The sequence below is a fragment of the Saccharothrix sp. genome (assembly GCF_031180885.1).
Taxonomy (GTDB): Bacteria; Actinomycetota; Actinomycetes; order Mycobacteriales; family Pseudonocardiaceae; genus Actinosynnema.
Genome location: NZ_JAPSLK010000010.1, coordinates 122,279 through 143,782 on the forward strand (window position 1 = coordinate 122,279; position 21,504 = coordinate 143,782).

Consider the following 21,504-nt stretch of genomic DNA (forward strand, 5'->3'; position numbering starts at 1 on the left):
CGTGGCTGACGAGAACAAGCTCCGCGACTACCTCAAGCGGGCCATCGCCGACGCGCGGGACGCCCGCAGGCGGTTGAAGGAGGTCGAGGACCGCGACCACGAGCCGGTCGCGATCGTCGGCATGGCCTGCCGTTACCCCGGTGGCGTCAGCACGCCCGACGAGCTGTGGCAGCTGGTGGCGGAGGGACGTGACGCGATCACGCCGTTCCCCACCAACCGCGGCTGGCCCGCCGACCTGCACGACCCCGACCCGGAGCGGGTCGGCCGGTCGACCACGGGCCACGGCGGGTTCCTGCACGACGCCGACCGGTTCGACGCCGAGTTCTTCGGCCTGTCGCCCCGCGAGGCCCTCGCCGTGGACCCGCAGCAGCGGCTGCTGCTGGAGACCACCTGGGAGACGGTGGAGGGCGCGGGCATCGACCCGGAGTCGTTGCGCGGCAGCAAGACCGGCGTGTTCGTCGGCGTGATGTACAACGACTACGGCTCGCGACCCAACCTCCCGCCCGACGACGTGGAGGGCTACCTGTTCAGCGGCAGCGCGGGCAGCATCGCGTCCGGCCGGCTGGCCTACACGTTCGGGCTGGAAGGCCCGACCGTGACCGTGGACACCGCGTGCTCGTCGTCGCTGGTCGCCGTGCACCTGGCGGCGAACGCGCTGCGCCGGGGCGAGTGCTCGCTGGCGGTGGCGGGCGGCGTCACGGTGATGTCGACGCCGACCGCGTTCATCGAGTTCTCCCGGCTGCGCGGGCTCGCGGCGGACGGCCGCTGCAAGTCGTTCTCCGACCGCGCCGACGGCACCGGCTGGGCCGAGGGCGTCGGCGTGCTGCTGCTGGAACGGCTGTCGGACGCCCGCCGCAACGGCCACCGGGTGCTGGCGGTGATCAGGGGCAGCGCGGTGAACTCCGACGGCGCGTCCAACGGCCTGACCGCGCCGAACGGACCGGCGCAGGAACGCGTGATCCGCGCGGCCCTGTCGGCGGCCGGCCTGTCGCCGTCGGACGTGGACCTGGTGGAGGCGCACGGCACCGGGACGACGTTGGGCGACCCGATCGAGGCGCGCGCGGTGCTCGCCACCTACGGCCGTGACCGCGAGGAGCCGGTGTGGCTGGGTTCGCTGAAGTCGAACATCGGGCACGCCCAGGCGGCGGCCGGTGTCGGCGGGATCATCAAGGTGGTGCAGGCGATGCGGCACGGCGTGATGCCCCGCACGCTGCACGTGGACGCGCCGTCGAGCCACGTCGACTGGACGGCGGGCAAGGTCGAGCTGCTGACCGGGGCTCGGCAGTGGCCGCGCGGCGACCGGCCGCGGCGGGCGGGTGTGTCGTCGTTCGGGTTCGGCGGCACCAACGCGCACGTGGTGGTCGAAGAAGCCACGCCGGCGCTGGTGGACGAGACGCCCGCCGGCGGTGCCCCGGCGGACGCGGTGTCGGCTCCGGTCGGTGGCGCGGGTTCCGCGGACGACCCGGGCCTGCCGGTGCCGTTCGTGCTGTCCGGTCGCAGTCCGGAGGCGGTGGCGGAGCAGGCGGAGCGGCTCGCCCGGGCCGGCGCGTCCGGTCGTGACGCGGCGTTCACGTTGGCCTGCCGCACGCCCATGCCGTACCGCGCGGCGGGGACCGACCTGCGCGACTTCCCGGCCGTGGTGGTCCCGCCGCGGGGCGAGGTGGCGTTCGCGTTCACCGGGCAGGGCGCGCAGCGGGTCCGCATGGGCCTGGAACTGGCCGAGGCCCACCCGGTGTTCGCCCGCGCGTTCGCCGAGGTGTGCGAGCACCTGCCCGTGCGCGAGGTCATCGAGTCCGGCGTCGACCTCGACCTCACCGGCAACGCGCAGCCCGCGCTGTTCGCGGTCGAGGTGGCCTTGTTCCGGCTGCTGGAGTCGTGGGGCGTGCGCCCGGACTTCCTGGTCGGCCACTCGATCGGCGAGCTGGCCGCGGCGCACGTGGCCGGCGTGCTGTCGCTCGCCGACGCGGCCGAGCTCGTCGCCGCACGCGGTCGGCTCATGCAGGCGTTGCCGCCCGGCGGCGCGATGGTCGCGGTCCGGGCCGCCGAGGACGAGCTGGAGCTGCCGGAGGGCGTGGCGATCGCCGCCGTCAACGGGCCGCGCTCGCTCGTCCTGTCCGGTGCGGAGGACGCCGTCCTCAAGGCCGCCGAAGGGCTGCGCGGCAAGCGGCTCGCGGTCAGCCACGCGTTCCACTCGCCGTCGATGGAGCCGATGCTGGACGACTTCCGCGAAGTCGCCCGCACCCTGACCTACCACCGGCCGCGGATCACCGTGGTGTCCACCGTGGGCGAGGACGCCGACTGGACCGACCCCGAGTACTGGGTGCACCAGGTCCGCGCCACGGTCCGCTTCCACGACGCCCTCACCGCGCTGCGCGACCGCGGTGTGCGCACCCTGGTCGAGCTGGGCCCGGACGCGGTCCTCTCCGGCCTCACCGCCGCCGCGTTCGACGACGTCACGGCGGTGCCGCTGCTGCGCGCAGGCGTGCCCGAGCCGCTCACCGTCGCCGCCGCGTTGGCCGAGCTGCACATGCGCGGCGTGGACCCGGACTGGGCCGCGGTGTTCCCCGGCGCGCGCAAGGTGCCGCTGCCGACCTACGCGTTCCAGCGCAAGCGGTACTGGCTCACGCCGTCGGCGAGCGGTGACGTGTCGGCGGCCGGCCTCACGTCCTCCGGGCACCCGCTGCTCGGCGCGACGGTCGAGCTGCCCGACGGCGCCACCGTGCGGACCGGCAAGCTGTCCCTGGCCACCCACCCGTGGTTGGGCGAGCACCGCGTGCACGGCACCGCCGTCGTGCCCGGCACGGCACTGGTCGAGCTGGCCGGCGACGTCGCCGAGCTGACCGTCACCTCCCCGCTGGTCGTCCCGGACACCGGCGCGGTGACCGTCCAGGTCGTGCGCACCGCGACCACCGTCGAGATCCACTCCCGTCGGGACGACGAGCCGTGGACCCGGCACGCGACCGGCACGCCGGACCCCGCGGACGAGCCGGTCGACGACCTGTCGCAGTGGCCGCCCGCCGCGCCCGAGATGCCCGTCTCCTACGACGGCCTCGACCGGCACGGTTACGGTTACGGACCGGCGTTCCGGGGCCTGCGCAGGGTGTGGCGGGCCGACGGGGAGATCTACGCCGAGGTCACGTCGGACGTACCGACGACCGGCTTCACCGTGCACCCGGCGTTGTTCGACGCGGCGCTGCACCCGTTGCTGCCGGGCCTGGTCGAGGACGGTCCCGCCCGGCTGCCGTTCTCGTGGTCCGGCGTCCGGTTCCACGGCACGGCCGGCACGTCCCTGCGCGTCCGGATCACCCCGACCGGCCCGGACTCGGTGGCCCTGCTGGTCGCCGAGAGCACGGGCGCGCCGGTGGTCTCGGTCGCCGACCTCGTCCTGCGCCCGCTCACCGGCCCGGTGACCGGCGCGGAACTGCTGTTCACGCCGACCCCGCGGACCTCGCCCGCCCGCGTGGACCGGGTGCTCACCGTCGAGACGCCGCAAGGCCCGCTGCCCGAGCGGGTCCGCCGCGTCACGCACCGGGTGCTGGGCGAGCTCCGCGCCTGGGCGGCCGGGTCCGGCGGCGTCCTGGGCGTGGCCGTCACCGACGACCTCGCGCACGCGGCCGTCGAGGGACTCGTCCGCAGCGCCGCGGCCGAGCACCCCGGCCGGTTCGTGCTGCTGCGCGACGGCCAGGAGGTCCACCCCGTGCTCACCCCGGCCCCCCGCGCTGCCGGCGACGGCCCGAGCTGGGACGCGGTCCTGGTCACGGGTGCGAGCGGCGCGCTCGGCGGCGCGATCGCCCGGCACCTGGTCTCCCGGCACGGCGCGCGCAAGCTGGTGCTGCTCAGCCGAAGCGGCGAGGCGCCGGACGTCGAGGGCGCGGAGGTCGTGGCGGTGGCCTGCGACGCGGCCGACCGCGACGCCCTGGCCGCCGTGCTGGCCGAGCACCCGGTCACGGCCGTCGTGCACGCGGCGGGCCTGGTCGAGGACGGCACGCTCGACTCCCTCACGCCGGACCAGGTCGACCGCGTGCTGCGGCCCAAGGTCGACGCCGCCTGGAACCTGCACGAGCTGGCCGGTGACGTCGAGGCGTTCGTGCTGTACTCGTCCATCGCGGGCGTCCTGGGCACCGCGGGTCAGGCGAACTACGCGGCGGGCAACACGTTCCTCGACGCGCTGGCCCGCCACCGCCACGCCCTCGGCCTGCGCGCGACCTCGCTGGCCTGGGGTCTGTGGGAGTCCGACAGCGCGATGTCCGGCGGACTGTCCGAAGTGGACCGCAAGCGGATCCGCCGGCTCGGCCTCCAGCCGATCCCGGTCGACGCGGCGCTGGCGGCGTTCGACGCGGCCCTCACCACCGGCGAACCGGTGCTCGCGGTGACCGGGCTGGACCGCGCCGCGCTGCGCGACGACCCGCACCCGGCGTTGCGGGAGCTGGCGCCGAAACGCCGTGCGGCCCGCAAGCCGAAGTCCCTGGCGACGACCGACGTCCGCGCGCTCACGGACCTGGTGCGCTCCCACGTCGCGGCGGTCCTCGGGCACGCGGACCCGGCGGGCGTCGACGCGCGGCGCGCGTTCAGCGAGATGGGCTTCGACTCGCTCACGGCGGTCGAGCTGCGCAACCGGCTCGCCGAGGCCACCGGGCTGCGGCTGCCCACGACGCTGGTGTTCGACCACCCCACGCCCGCCGCGCTGGCCGAGCACCTGGCGGGCGCGGTCGAACCCGCGCGGGAGGAGGTGATCGCAACCGACGAGCCGATCGCGATCGTCGCCATGGCCTGCCGCTACCCCGGTGGCGTGCGCACGCCCGAGGACCTGTGGGAGCTGGTCGCGCAGGGCCGGGACGCGATCGGCGAGTTCCCCGCCAACCGGGGCTGGGACCTCGACCACCTCTACCACCCCGACCCGCGGCACCCCGGCACCACCTACACCCGGCACGGCGGGTTCCTGCACGACGCCGACCTGTTCGACCCGGAGTTCTTCGGCATGTCGCCGCGGGAGGCGCTGGCCACCGACCCGCAGCAGCGCCTGCTGCTGGAGACCGCCTGGGAGGCCCTGGAACGCGGCGGCATCGACCCGACCTCGGTGCGCGGCACGAAGACCGGCGTGTTCACCGGCCTGATGTACCACGACTACGGCACCGGCGGCGCGCTGCCGCCCGAGCTGGAGGGCTACCTGGTCGGCGGCACGTCCGGCAGCGTCGCGTCCGGCCGGGTGGCCTACGTGCTCGGCCTGGAGGGCCCGGCGATCACGGTCGACACGGCGTGCTCGTCGTCGTTGGTGGCGCTGCACCTCGCGGTCGGCGCGCTGCGGCGCGGCGAGTGCGACCTGGCGCTGGCCGGCGGCGCGACCGTGATGGCCACGCCGACCGCGTTCGTGGAGTTCTCGCGGCAGCGCGGCCTGGCGCCGGACGGCCGCTGCAAGCCGTTCGCGGCGTCGGCCGACGGCACCGGCTGGTCCGAGGGCGTCGGCGTGCTGCTGGTGGAACGCCTGTCCGACGCGCGCCGCAACGGGCACCCGGTGCTGGCCGTGGTGCGCGGCACGGCGGTCAACTCCGACGGCGCCTCCAACGGCCTCACCGCACCCAACGGCCCGGCGCAGCAACGCGTCATCCGGGCCGCCCTCGCGGCGGCCGGCCTGAAGCCGTCCGACGTGGACCTGGTGGAAGCGCACGGCACCGGCACGACGTTGGGCGACCCGATCGAGGCCGAGGCGTTGCTGGCGGTGTACGGCGAGCGCGACCGGCCGCTGGCGCTGGGGTCGCTGAAGTCCAACATCGGCCACACGCAGGCCGCCGCGGGCGTCGGCGGGATCATCAAGGTGGTCGAGGCGATGCGGCACGGCGTGCTGCCGCGCACCCTGCACGTGGACGAGCCGACGCCGCACGTCGACTGGTCGTCCGGTGCGGTCGAGCTGGTGACGCGGGCGCGGGAGTGGCCCGGCGACCGCCCGCGTCGTGCGGCGGTGTCGTCGTTCGGCATCAGCGGCACCAACGCGCACGTCGTCGTGGAGCAGGCGCCGGCGGAGTCCGAGGTCGACCGCGCGGCCCGGGGTCCGGCGCCCGTGGTGGTGTCCGCCCGCACGCCGGAGGCGCTGACCGAGCAGCTGGAGCTGCTGGCGCGCGCGGACGTCCCGGTGGCCGACCTGGCGCACACGCTCGGCGTGGGCCGTGCCCTGCTGGAGCACCGGGCGGTCGTCGCCGCCGAGTCGCCTGCCGACGTGCGCGACGCGGTGGCGCTGCCCCGCGTGCGGGAGGGGCGGACGGCGTTCGTGTTCACCGGGCAGGGCGCGCAGCGGACCGGTATGGGGCTGGAGCTGGCCCGGGCGTTCCCGGTGTTCGCGCGGGCCTTCGAGGACGTGTGCGAGCACCTGCCGGTGCGTGCGGCGATCGAGTCCGGGGAAGGCCTGAACGACACCGGCACCGCGCAGCCCGCGCTGTTCGCGGTGGAGGTGGCGTTGTTCCGGCTGCTGGAGTCGTGGGGCGTGCGGCCCGACTTCGTGGCCGGGCACTCGATCGGCGAGATCGCGGCGGCGCACGTGGCGGGCGTGCTGTCCCTGGCGGACGCGGCGAAGCTGGTGGAGGCACGAGGTCGGCTGATGCAGGCGTTGCCGCGCGGCGGCGCGATGGTCGCCGTGCAGGCCGCCGAGGACGAGCTGGAGCTGCCCGAGGGCGTGGCCGTCGCCGCCGTGAACGGACCGCGGTCGGTGGTGCTGTCCGGTGTCGAGGAGGCGGTCCTGGCCTGCGCCGAGGCGTTCAAGCACACCCGGCTCGCGGTCAGCCACGCGTTCCACTCGCCGTTGATGGACCCGATGTTGGACGACTTCCGCGCGGTGGCGGAGCAGCTGACCTACCACCGGCCGGAGATCCCCGTGGTGTCGACCGTCGGCGAGGACGCCGACTGGACCGACCCGTCGTACTGGGTGCGGCACGTGCGCGAGCCCGTCCGGTTCCACGACGCGGCGCGCACGCTGCTCGACCAGGGCGTGACGACGTTCGTCGAGCTGGGCCCGGACGCCATCCTGACCGGCCTGCTGGCCGCCGTGCTGCCCGAGGGGCACGCCGCGCTGCCCGCGCTGCGGCGCGACCGGCCCGAGCGGCGGACGGCCGTGGAGCTGTTCGCCCACCTGCACGCCAGGGGCGTGGTGGTGGACTGGTCGGCGTTCCCGGGTCGGCGGGTCGTGCTGCCGACCTACCCGTTCCAGCGGGAGCGCTACTGGCTGACCGCCAAGCCGCGCACCACCAGCGGGCACCCGGTGCTGGACGCGCCGGTGCACGTGGCCGACCGCGACGAGGTGCTGTTCACCGGCACGCTGACCGAGGCGTCGACCGGCGCGGGCGTCGCGGACCTGGTCTGGCACGCCGGCCGCGAGGTCGGCTTCCCGGTGGTGGACCTGGACGTCGTCGCGCTGCCCGGCCCGGGCCGGGTCCAGGTCAAGGTGGGCGAGCCGGACGGCGACACCCGCCCGGTGAGCGTGCACGCGTGGCACGACGGGTGGGTCGAGCAGGCCAGGGGCACGCTCACGGCCGGCCCGCGCATCGATGCCGAGGTGGACCTGTCGCTGCTCGCGCGCGCCGACGTGGAACCCGCCGTGTGGCGCGGCCTGCGCGCCACGACCGCGGGAACCGCCGTGCGCGTGGACGGCTCGGTGTTCCTCGACGAGCAGGGCAACGAGGTCGCGCGCCTCGACTCGATCGAGTACCGCGCCCTGACCGGGCTGCCGCTGTACGAGGTGGACTGGGTGCCGGTCGACCTGCCGGAGGTCGACGGCCCGACGCCGGACGTGATCCGGGTGGAGGCGGGCCCGGACCCGGTGGCCACCGCGCGCACCGCGACCCGTCACGTGCTGGCCGAGCTACGCAAGCGTGCCACGGGCACGGGCCGGGCGGTCGTGTGCACGCCGGACCCGGCCGATCCGGGCGTCGCCGCGGTGTGGGGTCTGGTGCGCGCCGCGCAGGTGGAGGCCCCGGACCGGATCGTGCTGGTCGGGGGTGAGGGCGAGCTCGCCGCCGCGGTCGCGTCCGGTGAGCCGCAGGTCGTGTTCCGCGACGGTCGGGCGTTCGCGCCGCGGCTGGTGCGGGTGACGGCGCAGGCGTCGCCCGTGCCGGAGGACGCCGTCGTGCACCGGCCCGTGCCGCCGGCGCGTGCCACGCTCGCCGGGCTCACCGCCGACGCGCTCGCCGACGCGCTCCGCGAGACCGCCGAGGAAGCCTGGCGACTGCACCGGGAGACGCCCGGCCACCTGGTCCTCGCGGCCTCGGTGGAAGGCTTCGGCGCGGCCGGTCACGCGCACTACGCGGCCGGGGTGGCGTTCATGGAAGCGCTGGCGCACCAGCGGGCCGCGCAGGGGTTGCCGGGGACGGCGGTGATCGCGGGCCAAGAGCTGGTCGTCGCCGACCGGCCCGCCGTGGTGGCCGTGCCGCTGTCCGAGCTGCCGCGCACCGCGGTGCTGCGCGACCTGGTCCGCACGCCGCGGGTGCCCCTGGCCGAACGGCTGGCGTCCGCCGTCGACGGCGAGCGCGACCAGATCGTGGAGGAGGTCGTCCGCGCCCAGGTCGCGGCCGTCCTCGGGCACGGCGACCCGCGCCGGGTCGACCTGGACAAGCCGTTCAGCGACCTCGGCTTCGACTCGCTCACCGCGGTGGACCTGCGCAACCGGCTCACCGCCGAGACCGGCGTCGCGCTGGCGGCGACCCTGGTGTTCGACCACCCGACGCCCGCCGCCCTGGCCGAGGTCCTGCTGGACCGCCTCGCACCCGACGACACGACACCGGCGCTGGCCGAGCTGGACCGACTGGAGGCGACGTTGGCCGAGGTCGGCGACGAGCAGCGGCAGCAGCTGACCGTGCGGCTGCGGACCATCCTGAACCGCTGGGCGGAGCCGGGGGCCGCCGACGTCCGCACCGACTTCGACTCCGCCGCCGAGCTGTTCGACTTCATCGACAACCAGCTCGGCCGCGCCGCCCGCTGACCACCCATGACATCGAGGAGAACGCAGTGTCCAACGAGGAGCGGCTGGTCGAGTACCTGAAGTGGGTGACGGCGGACCTCCAGCAGGCGCGGCAGCGCATCGCCGAGCTGGAGACGCCCGAACCGGTCGCGATCGTGGCGATGGCCTGCCGCTACCCCGGCGGCGTCAACTCGCCGGACGACCTGTGGCGGCTCGTCGCCGAGGGACGTGACGGCATCACGCCCTGGCCGACCGACCGCGGATGGGACGTCGACCGGCTCTACGACCCCGAACCGGGTGTGCCCGGCAAGACCTACACCCGGGAAGGCGGCTTCGTCGACCACGCCACCGAGTTCGACGCCGCGTTCTTCGGCATCTCGCCGCGCGAGGCGCTGGGCATGGACCCCCAGCAGCGCGTGCTGCTGGAGACCGCGTGGGAGCTGTTCGAACGCGCCGGCATCGACACGGCCGCGTTGCGCGGCAGCCGCACGGGCGTGTTCGCGGGCGTGGGCGAGCAGAGCTACCTGGGGCTGGCCGGGCCGGAGGAGCTGGAGGGCTTCCTGATGACCGGCAAGCTGGGCAGCGTGGCGTCCGGGCGGATCGCCTACGCGTTCGGCTTCGAAGGCCCGGCCGTCACCGTCGACACGGCGTGCTCGTCGTCGTTGGTGGCGCTGCACATGGCGGTGCGGTCGCTGCGGACGGGCGAGTCGACGCTTGCGGTGGCGGGCGGTTGCACGGTGTACGGCTCGCCCACCGGGTACGTGGACTTCTCGCGCCAGCGCGGCCTCGCGGCGGACGGCCGGTGCAAGTCGTTCGCCGCGGCGGCCGACGGCACCGGCTGGTCGGAGGGCGTCGGCCTGCTGCTGCTGGAGAAGCTGTCCGACGCACGCCGCAACGGCCACCCCGTGCTGGCGGTGATCCGCGGCAGCGCGGTCAACTCCGACGGCGCGTCCAACGGCCTGACCGCGCCGAACGGCCCGTCGCAGGAACGCGTCATCCGCGCCGCCCTGGAGGACGCCCGACTGTCCACTTCGGATGTCGACGTGCTGGAGGCGCACGGCACCGGCACGCGGCTCGGCGATCCGATCGAGGCGCAGGCGCTGCTCGCCACCTACGGCCAGGGCCGGTCGACGCCGCTGCTGCTGGGATCGCTGAAGTCCAACATCGGTCACAGCGTGGCTGCCGCCGGTGTCGGGGGCGTGATCAAGGTGGTGCAGGCCATGCGGCACGGCGTGGCGCCGCGCACCCTGCACGTGGACGAGCCGACGCCCGTGGTCGACTGGTCGTCCGGCTCGGTGGAGCTGCTGCGCGAGGCGCGGCCGTGGCCGGAGACCGACCGGCCCCGGCGGGCGGCGGTGTCGTCGTTCGGCGTCAGCGGCACCAACGCGCACGTGGTGCTGGAGCACGTGCCCGAGGAGGAACCGGAGCGGGTCGCCGAGGTCGACGGGGAGCTGCCGTTCCTGCTGTCGGCACGGTCCGCCGAGGCGCTGCGGGCGCAGGCGGAGCGCCTGCGCGGCTTCCTCGCCGCCCGACCGGACCTCTCGCTGCTCGACGTCGCCAACACCCTCGCCACCGGCCGCACCGCCCTGGAGCACCGCGGCGCGGTCGTGGCGCGGGACCGGGACGAGCTGCTGGCCGCGCTGGAGGCGTTCGACGGCGGCGCGCCGACGCCGCGGCGGGGGCGAACCGCGTTCCTGTTCACCGGCCAGGGCGCGCAACGCGCACGGATGGGGCGTGACCTGCACGAGCGGTTCCCGGTCTTCCGGGAGGCGTTCGACGAGGCGTGCGCGCTGCTCGACCCGCACCTGCCGACGCCGCTGAAGGACGTGGTGTTCGGCGACTCCGAGCTGCTGCACCGGACCCGGTACACGCAGCCCGCGCTGTTCGCCTTCGAGGTGGCGCTGTTCCGGCTGCTGGAGTCCTGGCAGGTCAAGCCCGACTTCGTGGCCGGTCACTCGCTCGGTGAGCTGACCGCCGCGCACGTCGCCGGCGTCTTCTCGCTGGAGGACGCGTGCGCATTGGTCGCGGCCCGTGCCCGCCTGATCGGCGAGCTGCCGGAGGGTGGGGCGATGGTCGCCGTGGCCGCTCCCGCCGACGAGGTCGAGCCGCTGCTGACGCCGGGGGTCGGCGTGGCCGCGATCAACGGACCGGCCTCGGTGGTGGTGTCGGGTGACGAGGACGCGGTGCTGGCGGTCGAGACGGAGCTGCGCGCCCGCGGCCGCCGCACCAAGCGGCTCACCGTGAGCCACGCGTTCCACTCGCACCGGATGGAGCCCGCGTTGGAGGCGTTCCGCGAGGTCGCCGCCGAGATCGCCTACCACGCGCCCGCGATCCCGGTCGTGTCCAACGTGACCGGTGCGGTCGACGCGGACCTGACCTCGCCCGACTACTGGGTCCGGCACGTCCGCGAGGCGGTGCGCTTCGCCGACTGCGTGCGGACGTTGGCCGAGCGGGGCGTGACCACGTTCGTGGAGGTCGGTCCGGCCGCCGCGCTGACCCCGATGGTGCGCGAGACCGTGGACGCCTCCGCGGTGGCGTTGCAGCGCGCCGGGCTGGTGGCCGCGTTGAGCGAACTGCACTCGCTCGGCGTGGCGGTGGACTGGCGCGCCTTCTTCGCCGGCACGGGCGCGCGGCACGTGCAGCTGCCGACCTACCCGTTCCAGCGGCAGCGGTTCTGGGTCGAGCACCGGGAGTCGGCCGAGTTGGCCGAGCTGGGCGTGGCGCCGGCCGACCACCCGCTGCTCGGCGCGGCCGTGCCGGTGGCGGGCGCGGACGAGGTCGTGTTCACCGGCAAGGTGTCCCTGCGCGGCCATCCGTGGCTGGAGCGGCACCGTGTGCGCGGTGCGGTGGTGCTGCCGTCGTCGGCGTTGGTGGAGCTGGCGATCCGCGCCGGTGACGAAGTCGGCCTGCCCCGGCTGGCGTCGATGGACGTCCTCGCGCCGGTCGTCGTGCCCGACCGCGGCGGTGTGCAGGTCCAGGCGCGGGTCGCGAACGGCCGGCTGACCGTCCACACGCGACTGGACGGCGACTGGTCGCTGCACGCGGCCGGCACGCTCGCCCCGTCCGCGCGGCCGACGTGGCCGCAGGCGGGGGAGTGGACCGAGCTCGACGCCGTCGCACCCGACGGTTTCCGCCTGCACCCTTCGCTGCTCGACGCGGCGCTGCGGCTGGTCGGCGACGGCGACGCGGTGCACTGGCGTGACGTGGAGCTGCACGCCACCGGCGCGTCGCGGGTGCGGGCACAGGTGGACGGCGACCGGATCGTGCTCGCCGACCCCGGCGGGGGACCGGTCGCCACGGTCGGGTCGGTGCGCCTGCGCCCCACCGCCGCCGAGGCCGTCGCGGACGCCCTCCTGCGGCCGCGGGACGCGCTGCTCGAAGTGGACTGGGAGCCGGTCGAGCTGCCGCCCTCGGAGGTCACGCCGCGCGTGGTGCGGTGGCGACCCGACGCCGACCTGCACACCCGGGCCGCGTCCGCGCTGGCCCACCTGCGGGGCGACGACCCGTTCGTCGCCGTGACCCGCGGCGCGGTGCGGGACGTGACCGACGTGGACGGCGCGGCGCTGTGGGGCCTCGCGCGGTCGGCGCAGTCCGAGCAACCGGGCCGGGTCGTGCTGGTGGACGTCGACGGTGACCCGGCGTCGGAGGCCGCGATCCCGGCCGTCGTCGCGGCCGGCGTGCCGCAAGCCGTGGTGCGGCGAGGGGTCGTGCACGTGCCGAAGCTGCGCCGCGCGCGGGTCGGCCGGACGACGTGGCCCACCGACGGCACGGTGCTGATCACCGGCGGCACCGGCACGCTCGGCGCGGTGGTCGCCCGCCACCTGGCCCGCCGCGGGGTGCGGGACCTGCTGCTCACCAGCCGTCGCGGTCCGGACTCGCCCGGCGCGGCGCGGCTGCGGGACGAGCTGACCTCGCTGGGCGCGTCGGTCCGGATCGTCGCGTGCGACGTCGCCGACCGCGACCAGCTCCGGGCAGCCATCGGCGACACCCGCCTGACCGGTGTCGTGCACACCGCGGGCGTCATCGACGACGCCCTGATCGGCGACCTCACCCCGGAACGGCTCGCCGCCGTGCTGCGGCCCAAGGCCGACGCCGCCCGGCACCTGCACGAGCTGACCCGCGGCCACGAGCTGACCGCGTTCGTGCTGTTCTCGTCCATCGCCGGGGTGATCGGGGGCGCGGGCCAGGGCAACTACGCCGCCGCGAACGCCTACCTCGACGGCCTGGCCGCCCACCGCGCCGCGCTCGGCCTGCCCGCGACGTCCGTCGCCTGGGGCCTGTGGGCCGAGTCCAGCGGCATCACCAGCGGCCTGAGCGAGCTGGACCGCGCCCGGATCGCCCGCGCGGGCTTGCGGCCCGTGGAGACCGAGCGGGGCTTGGCGATCCTGGACGCCGCCGTGGCCTCGGGCGCTCCGGCGCTGGTGGGCGTGCCGCTGGACCTGACCGCCCTGCGCGCTCGCCCTGAGCAGGCGCCGCCGTTGCTGCGCACGCTGCTGCCGCCGGTCCGGCAGGTCGCGGGGACTGGAGCGGCGGTGCCGAACCTGGCGGAACTGCCCGAGGACGAGCGGCGCGCGGTTGTCGGCGATCTGGTGCGGCGGGAAGTCGCGTCCGTGCTCGGCCTCTCCGGCGAGGTGGCGGACAAGCCGTTCCCGGACCTGGGCTTCGACTCGCTGCTGTCGGTCGAGCTGCGCAACCGGGTCGCCGCCGCCACGGGGTTGACCCTGCCCGCGACGGTCGTGTTCGACCACCCGACGCCCGGCGCGCTGGCGGCGTTCCTGGCGGGCGCGACCGGCGCCGCGGACGTCGACTACGACGAGGTGCTGGCCGAGGACGTCCGGCCGGCGGCGGAGGTCGTGCGCACGGTCGACGCGCCGGACCACGTGCTGCTCACCGGCGCGACCGGGTTCGTCGGCGCGTTCCTGCTGCGGGAGCTGCTGCGGGCGTCCACCGCGACCGTGCACTGCCTGGTGCGCGCCGCGGACGAGGCCGAGGGGCTGCGCAAGGTCGAGGCCAACCTCCGCTGGTACCGGCTGTGGGACGAGGTGGACGCGACCCGGCTGCGGATCGTGCCGGGCGACCTGGCCCAGCCGCGGCTCGGGCTGTCCGAGGAGACCCACGACCGGCTCGCCCGCGAGGTCGACGCGGTCTACCACGCGGGTGCGACGGTGAACTGGCTGCGGCCGTACGCCGAGCTGCGCGCGCCGAACGTGCACGGCACGCAGGAGGTCCTGCGCCTGGCCGCCCGGCACCGGACCGTGCCGGTGCACCACCTGTCCACCACCGGTGTGTTCGCCGGGGCGCGGGAACCGGGCGTGCCGCTGACCGCGGACGACCCGACGGGCCCGCCGGACGCGCTGCCCAGCGGCTACCTGCGCAGCAAGTGGGTCGCCGAGCGGCTGGTCGCGCAGGCGGCCGAACGGGGGTTGCCGGTGCGGGTGTACCGGGTGGACCTGGTGTCCGGTGACCAGGTCAACGGGGCTTGCCAGACCAGGGACTTCGTGTGGTTGGCCACCAAGGGCCTGATCCAGGCGGGCGCGGTGCCCGCGGGCCTCGACGGCACGGTGCCGATGGTCCCGGTGGACTACGCGGCGGCCGCGGTGGTGGCGCTGTCGCGCGAGTCCGGCGGCACGTTCCACCTCTACAACCCGGGCCGGGTGAGCTGGCGGGAGATCGTGGCCCGGCTGCGCGCCCACGGCTACCGCCTGGAGGAGCGGGAGTGGGCGTCGTGGCGGCGGTCGGTGCTGGCCGACCGCGACAACGCCCTGATCCCGCTGCTGGACGCGTTCGAGCTGATGGTCACCGACAACGCGGGCTTCTACCCGGAGGTGGACGTGTCGAAGACCGAACAGGCGCTGGCGGGCACGGGCATCACCTGCCCGCCGGTCACCGGCGACCTGGTGGACACCTACATCCGCTTCTTCGCCGAGACCGGCTACTACCCGGCGGCCTGGGAGTCGGCGCTGGTCGCCGGGGCGTGACGGGGACAGGCGACCCCGACCCCGGCGGTCGGGGTCGCCGGGCCGTCGCCGAACCCGCGGGCTCGGGTCGGGTCGCGGTCCGTCACCGGGCCGGTCCTCGTAGGCGGGCACGGGCGAGACGTGCGGGGCCACGACCTCGACCGGCGAGGTCACCGCTCGCCGAGCCGCCACTCGGGCCGCACGAGTGGCACGTGTACCCGTTCAGGTAACGCTCCAGTGTCCTGGTGCTCCGCTGCGCCTCCCGGAAGTCACCCGGCCGGGCGGCCTCCGGGACGACCTTGGCCGGCCGCTCGCCGGACGCGTCCACGTCGGCGATCGTCGCCTCCGCGATCCGCCTCTGCTCGTCGTCGGCGTAGAAGCTCGCCGAGCGCCGCCGGCGCCGATGTCGTTGCCCTGGCGGCCAAGGCCGTCCGCCGACCTGCCCCGCGGGGCGGGCGCCGGAGCGCCTGTCCCGCGGGGGTCGTTCCTGCTCGCGGGCCGTGGCCGACGCCAGGTCATGGCCGGCCGGTCGGGTGGTCAGTGGTATCCGCAGGCGGCGGCGTCGCCGGAGGCCATGTTGCGGGCGCCCCACTCGTTCAGCGGCTCCAGCGCGGCGTTCAGCGAGTGCCCCAGCGGCGTCAGCGAGTACTCGACCCGGGCGGGCACCTCGTCGAACTCCTCGCGGCGGACCAGGTTGTCCGCCTCCATTTCCCGCAGGTGCTGGTAGAGCATTTTCTCGCTGATTCCCGGAATAAGTCGCCGCAATTGGCCGAATCGCTTGCTCTCGTCGGCGATGGTCGCGATTATGAGTACTTTCCACTTGCCGGCGATGAGGTCCACCGCGGCGTCCAAACCGCAGACGTAACTCTTGGTCTTCACGCTCGTCCCCCTGACGAATCGGTAAGTGCTTACCTTCCCGTAAGTACTTGCCCCCACCTGAACACCGGATACTGTAACGAGCCGGCGGAACTTGGTGCGACGGTTGCTGCGGTGATGTCGAGGATGCCAGACGGAGGAGTCGATGAGTGGGGCCAACGCCAGATGTCGGCGGTCTTCCCCGCCGGGTCGCCTCTCTCGCGGGGATGACGTGGATCGGGCCCGCGCGGCCGACGAAGGCGCGAACTCCGTGCTGCGGACTTCCGTAGTGGCAATTCCGGTGCCGAGGCGGGATCGGGGACGCGGTCGGCGGCTCCGTGCCACCGATGGGCATCACTTCGGGTTTCACCCATTCGTGTCAATGAAGGCGGAACAGGTGGCTCAATGTGTCCGGGGATGCGGGATTCCTGCGGCGCGTAACCGCCCTGATCGCCGGCGCGGACTCGCAGAATTGTCACACGTGGCACCGGAAGGTTTGTCGGAGAATTTTTCGAATCCGGGTGAGTGCACTTCGACCGGGCTGGGCTGATTGTGCGCTCCGCCGGCGGTCGGTGACCGCCGACATTGACAGACGTGTGTCGCGACCGTAATGGCCTCATTTGGGGGCGTCGCCACGCCGCATATCCCGGATCGGTCGCGTCGGTCCGGCGGGCGGGCGACCGCGAGGCCGCTCGGTGGTCGGACACGACTGCCGGAAGACCAATCGCAGGCTTGGGGGACAGGATGCGGTTCCAGATGTTGGGCGCGCTGACGGTACTGGATCACGAGGGCCACTCGATTCCGCTGGGAGGCGTTCGGCAGCGCGCCACCCTCGGCCGGTTGCTGCTGCAGGCCAACCAAGTGGTGGCCACCAGCCAGCTGTTGCGGGCGCTGTGGCCCGGCGGTGACGCGCCGACTTCGGCGCGGAAAGTCCTGCAGAACGCGGTCTGGGGACTGCGGACCACCTTGTCCGCCCACGGGGGCGGGGAACACGCGACCGGCCTGGTGACGCAGCCGCCGGGCTACCTGCTCCGGCTCGACGTCGACCAGGTGGACCTGCACCGCTTCACGCGTCAGGCGGCCGAGGGCCAGGCGCTGCTCACGAGCGGTGACCCCGCCAGGGCGACGAAGGTGTTGCGCGAGGCGCTGTCGATGTGGCGCGGTCCGGTGCTGGCGGACCTGGTCGAGGCCGGCGTCACCTGGCCGGAGCTCACCGCGGTGCAGCACTCCCGGCTCGACGCCATGGAGAACCTGGTCGAAGCCGAGTTGGCCTGCGGGCGGCACCACGCGGTGCTGGGCGCGCTGTACACCATGATGGAGACCGAGCCGCTGCGCGAGCGCTCGTGCGGCCAGCTCATGCTCGCGCTCTACCGCTGCGGGCGGCACGCCGACGCGCTCACCGCCTTCACCAGGACGCGAGCCGCGCTGGCCGATCTCGGCCTGGAGCCCGGCCACGGCTTGCGGGCGCTGCAGCAGGCCATCCTCACCCACGACCCGGCGCTCACCCCGGCTGAGCGGATCGAGGTGGTGTCGACCGAGGTGGAGCCGGTGACGCCCGCCGCCGAACCGGTCCCGCCCGTGCCGCTCGCACTCGAACCGGTCCGCGTCGCGGTCGCGGACGAGCCCGCCGCGCCGGAACGCCCCAGCGGCGGGCTGGAACGGCGGACCGCCAGCGTGCTGCTGGTCCGGGCGCGCCCGCCGGTGGCGGACGGCGTCGTCGACGCCCGGCACGGCACCGACCACTTCACCACCATCGCCGTCGACGTCCGCCGAGCCGCGCAGGCCGGGGGTGGCGTCGTCCTGGCGTCGATCGGCTCGGTCACCGCGGTGCTGTTCGACGTCCCGCACGGCGGCGGCCACGCCGAACGCGCGGTCCGCGCGGTGGCCGGGTTGGCCGATGTCCTGGGCGGCCGCGCCGGCCCCGGGGGCGGGCCCGAGATCACCGCCGCGATCGTCACGGGCGAGGTCGCCGTCAGGCACCTGCGCTCCGGCGAGGCCGTGGTGGCCGCGGACGCGCTCGTCGAGCAGGCGCAGTGCCTGCTGGCCGACGTGCCGGCGGGCGACGTCCGGGTGTGCGGGCGGACGTTGTGGATGACCAGGTCGCTGTTCACGTACCGGGTCGCCGGCAACGGCGAGTCGGCCACCCTCGGCGACCCGCGGGCAGGCAGCGCCCTGACGTTCGCGGACCGCGAGCGGGAGATGGACCTCCTGGCCGGGATGTTCGACCGGGTCCGCCACCGCGCCCGCCCGCACCTGGTGACCATCCTGGGCGACGAGGGCATCGGCAAGACGCACTTCCTGCTGGAGTTCGCACGGCGACTGGAAGTCGGTGACGAGGTCACCGTCCTGGTCGGACGGACGTCGGCGCGGGGCGGGGACGACCCGCTGGCCCTGCCCGGCCAGGTCGTCGGGGAGTACTGCGGCATCACGCCGGGGGACTCCCCGGTCGCGGTGTCGGACAAGCTGTCGTACGCGCTCGACCAACTGGTGGTCGACGACGACGAGTTCCGGTGGCTGCGTTACTGGTTGCGCCACTGCGTCGATCCGCGGCGCGACGGCGCCACCGGGTCGAACGTCGGCGAGGTGCTGCGGGCGTGGCGGCTGTTCGTGGAGGACATCGCGCTCACCAAGCCGGTGGTGGTGGCGGTGGACGACCTGCACCTGTCCCACCCCGCCGTGCTGGACGCGGTGGAAGCCCTCGCCGAGACCGCTCGCACGGTGCCGCTGCTGGTGGTCGTCACCGCGCAGCCGTGCCTGCTGGACCGCAGACCGGCCTGGGGCGGTGGGAAGCGGCACGCCACGACCATCACCCTGGACCCGCTCCTCGCCGACGACCGGGGAGGGCGCGATCGAACCGCGCCGGGCGGTCAAGGCGTCGCGCCTCGTCACCTCGGCGCCCGTGGTCGCGCACGAGTCGGACCACCCGGCCCGGAAACCCGCGGTGGTGGTGGTCATCGTGCCCACCACCACCGTTCGTCCGCCCTGCCGGCCGGGCCGTTCACCGGCGGGTTCTGACGACAACGCTCCCGCGGCACCGCGCGGAGGAGTCTTCCCGAAACGCGCCCACCGTGCGACAAAAGCGCAGTCCGCGCGATTTCGCGCGGACGCCGTGACCAGTCGATGGGCAGGCCGTTACCGATTTCCGATCCGCCCGCGACCGTCGTTGACCGAACGGTGGGGAATCTTTTCGCCGCCATCTCGAAAGAGTGCGGCCGCGCTGCTTCACTGATGGTCATGACGACCAACAAACCCATTTTGGTGCTGGGTGGAACGGGCAAGACCGGAAAGCGGGTTGTCGCGCGGCTCCGCGACCGCGGGTTCACCGCGCGCGCCGCGAGCCGCAACGGCGAGACGACGTTCGACTGGCACGACGAGGGAACCTGGGGGGCGGCCCTCGACGGAGCCGGGGCCGTCTACATGGTCGACCTGGTCGACGAGCCGGTGGAGTGGGACCCGGCGGTCTCGGTCCGCTCGTTCTGCGAGCAGGCCGTCGCCGCCGGTGTCGAGCGCCTGACCCTGCTCCAGGCCCGGACCGACGAGGAGGCGGGCGGCAAGTCGCTGACCGGCAGCGAGGACATCGTGCGCGCGTCCGGCCTCCAGTGGACCATCCTGAGACCGACGTGGTTCACGCAGAACTTCGACGAGGGCGTGTTGCTCGACGGCATCATGGCCGGTCACCTCCGGGTGCCCGCGGGCGACGGCCTGGAGCCGTTCGTCGACTGCGCCGACGTCGCCGACGTCGCCGTGGCGTCGCTGACCCGGGACGGGCACGCGGGCCGGCTCTACGAGCTGACCGGTCCCGAGGCGATCACCTTCGGCCAGGCGGTCGCGGAGATCGCCCGCGCCACCGGCCGCGAGATCCGCTACGAGGCCGTCACGCACGAGCAGTACGTCGACGACCTCGTCGCCGTCGGCACGCCGGGCGAGTACGCCGAGCTGCTGGCCGACCTGATCGGCCAGATCCGCAAGGGCAAGAACGCCCACCTGTCCGACGGTGTGCAGCGCGCCCTGGGCCGCGAGCCGATCAGCTTCGCCGAGTACGCCGAGAACGCGGTCGCCGAGGGCGCCTGGCGGGTGTGAGCCCGCCGCGCGCCCGTCCGACGTCCGTGACAGTCCATTGAGGACTGAACTGCGCGCGACCGCACCACCTTGCGGTGGCCGCGTCTTCCTCCGGTCGGGTATCGCTACAGTGGTCGCACAACCGGTCACCCGTCGTGTGTTCCACCTCCCGTTCCCCAGTGACCCATGAGGAGTGCAGATGAACGAGCCCGGCGCCGAGCCGGTGACCGACAGCCCGTACGCGGGGGTCGCCCAGCACGTCGCGCGGTACCTCGCCAGCGACGGGCGCGACGGCCACATGGCAGGGGGTGTCCCGAACCTCGTCCTGACGACGAGGGGGCGCAAGAGCGGCAAGCTCCGCAGGACCGCCGTGTTCTACACGAAGGACGGCGAGCGGTACGTCCTCATCGCCTCCCACATGAGCGGCGGCCCGAAGCACCCCGACTGGTACCTCAACCTGGTCGCCAACCCGGAGGTGCACGTCCAGGCCGGCTCGGACAAGTTCACCGCGCGTGCGCGCACGGCGGACGCGGGGGAGAAGCCGCGGCTGTGGGCGCTCATGACGAAGCTGTGGCCCGATTTCGACACCTACCAGGCCACCGCGTCCAGGGAAATCCCGGTAGTGGTCCTGGAGCGCGTGTAGCGACCCGAGAAGAATGTCCGGCAGGGGCGGACGGCGGCTGCCGTCCGCCCCTGCGGCGTTTCCGGCCGCTTTGCGACGACCGGTCCCGGAGTGTCGATCCGAGACCCACTGACCAATTGGTAAGTACTAACTTTTTTACCAGTGGTTGATCGATTGTCCGCCATGTGTGATTGTTGCCGAAAGCGCGCGCATCATTCGCTCAGCGGAGCTGACAGGAGAATTCCGCCATGTTCACTGGCAAGAAGGCCGTGGTCACCGGTGGCACCCACGGCATGGGTCTGGCCATCGTGAAGGCGCTGCTCGCGGGTGGTGCCGAAGTGGTGACGACCGGCTACAACGAGCGCAACGTCGAGGCGGCGCAGCGGGAACTGGGGCCGAAGGCGCACGTCGTGCGCTCAGACACCGCGGACCTGGCCGACATCGAGGTCCTGGGCAAGCTGGTCGAGGAGAAGTTGGGCACGGTCGACTACGTGCACATCAACGCCGGGTTCGCCGAGCTGGAACCGTTCGACTCGGTGACCGAGGCGAGCTTCGACAAGACCTTCGCGGTCAACACCAAGGGCGCGTTCTTCACCGTGCAGCGACTGCTGCCCTCGGTCTCCGACGGCGGCGCCGTGGTCTTCACGACCGCGGTCGCCGACGGCACGGGCACTCCCGGCATGGCGACGTTCTCCGGCGCGAAGGCGGCGGTGCGGGCGTTCGCGCAGGTGCTCGCGGCCGAACTGCTGCCCAGGCGCATCCGGGTCAACGTGGTCAGCCCCGGGTTCATCAAGACCCCGACCATGGGCGTGGTCACCGCGAGCCCGGAGTACCGCGAGGAGTTCGAGACGGCGGGCGCGGCGCTGACCCCGCTCGGTCGCATCGGCACGCCGGAGGAGGTGGCGGAGGCATCGCTGTTCCTGGCGTTCGGCGCGACCTTCACCACCGGGATCGAGCTGCCGGTCGACGGCGGCATCGCCCAGGGCCTGGTCCCCCTCGGCGCCGAATGAGCGCTTCCGGGTCCTGGTGTTCGGCGGCCGGCCGCCGAACACCAGGACCCCGGGGCTCGG

Annotated in this window: 6 protein-coding genes and 2 pseudogenes; 6 read left to right on the top strand and 2 right to left on the bottom strand. The window is 74.3% G+C overall.

The annotated features are described in order from the left end of the window. The first annotated feature begins 1 nt into the window (after position 1). Together RIN75_RS15480 and RIN75_RS15485 are read left to right on the top strand one after the other, a co-directional pair. A complete protein-coding gene (locus RIN75_RS15480) occupies positions 2-8,962 on the top strand; it encodes an SDR family NAD(P)-dependent oxidoreductase (protein ID WP_309112606.1) in 8,961 nt (2,986 codons plus the stop codon). Positions 8,963-8,997: 35 nt separating this feature from the next. Then, a pseudogene (locus RIN75_RS15485) lies at positions 8,998-14,919 on the top strand (thioester reductase domain-containing protein); the annotation flags it as partial. Positions 14,920-15,068: 149 nt separating this feature from the next. Here RIN75_RS15485 and RIN75_RS44110 read toward each other — a convergent pair. Together RIN75_RS44110 and RIN75_RS15490 are read right to left on the bottom strand one after the other, a co-directional pair. Next, a pseudogene (locus RIN75_RS44110) lies at positions 15,069-15,318 on the bottom strand (peptide-methionine (S)-S-oxide reductase); the annotation flags it as partial. A gap of 117 nt (positions 15,319-15,435) precedes the next feature. Then, positions 15,436-15,777 (bottom strand): helix-turn-helix domain-containing protein, encoded by a 342-nt coding sequence (locus tag RIN75_RS15490; protein WP_309112608.1) that lies wholly within the window; start codon positions 15,775-15,777, stop codon positions 15,436-15,438. A 720-nt stretch (positions 15,778-16,497) separates the two neighbouring features. Here RIN75_RS15490 and RIN75_RS15495 point away from each other — a divergent pair. The 4 genes from RIN75_RS15495 (at position 16,498) to RIN75_RS15510 (ending at position 21,444) form a co-directional block, all read left to right on the top strand. After that, positions 16,498-18,768 carry a BTAD domain-containing putative transcriptional regulator gene (locus tag RIN75_RS15495; protein WP_309112609.1) on the top strand — a complete coding sequence of 757 codons (2,271 nt, stop codon included), beginning with the start codon at positions 16,498-16,500 and terminating at the stop codon, positions 18,766-18,768. A gap of 219 nt (positions 18,769-18,987) precedes the next feature. Continuing rightward, complete coding sequence (locus RIN75_RS15500; protein WP_309112610.1) at positions 18,988-19,833, top strand: NAD(P)H-binding protein; 846 nt, start codon at positions 18,988-18,990, stop codon at positions 19,831-19,833. A 178-nt stretch (positions 19,834-20,011) separates the two neighbouring features. Beyond that, a complete protein-coding gene (locus RIN75_RS15505; protein ID WP_309112611.1) occupies positions 20,012-20,455 on the top strand; it encodes a nitroreductase family deazaflavin-dependent oxidoreductase in 444 nt (147 codons plus the stop codon). Between the two features lie 227 nt (positions 20,456-20,682). After that, positions 20,683-21,444, top strand: a complete 762-nt coding sequence (locus tag RIN75_RS15510) for an SDR family oxidoreductase (protein ID WP_309112612.1) — start codon at positions 20,683-20,685, stop codon at positions 21,442-21,444. Positions 21,445-21,504: the final 60 nt, after the last annotated feature.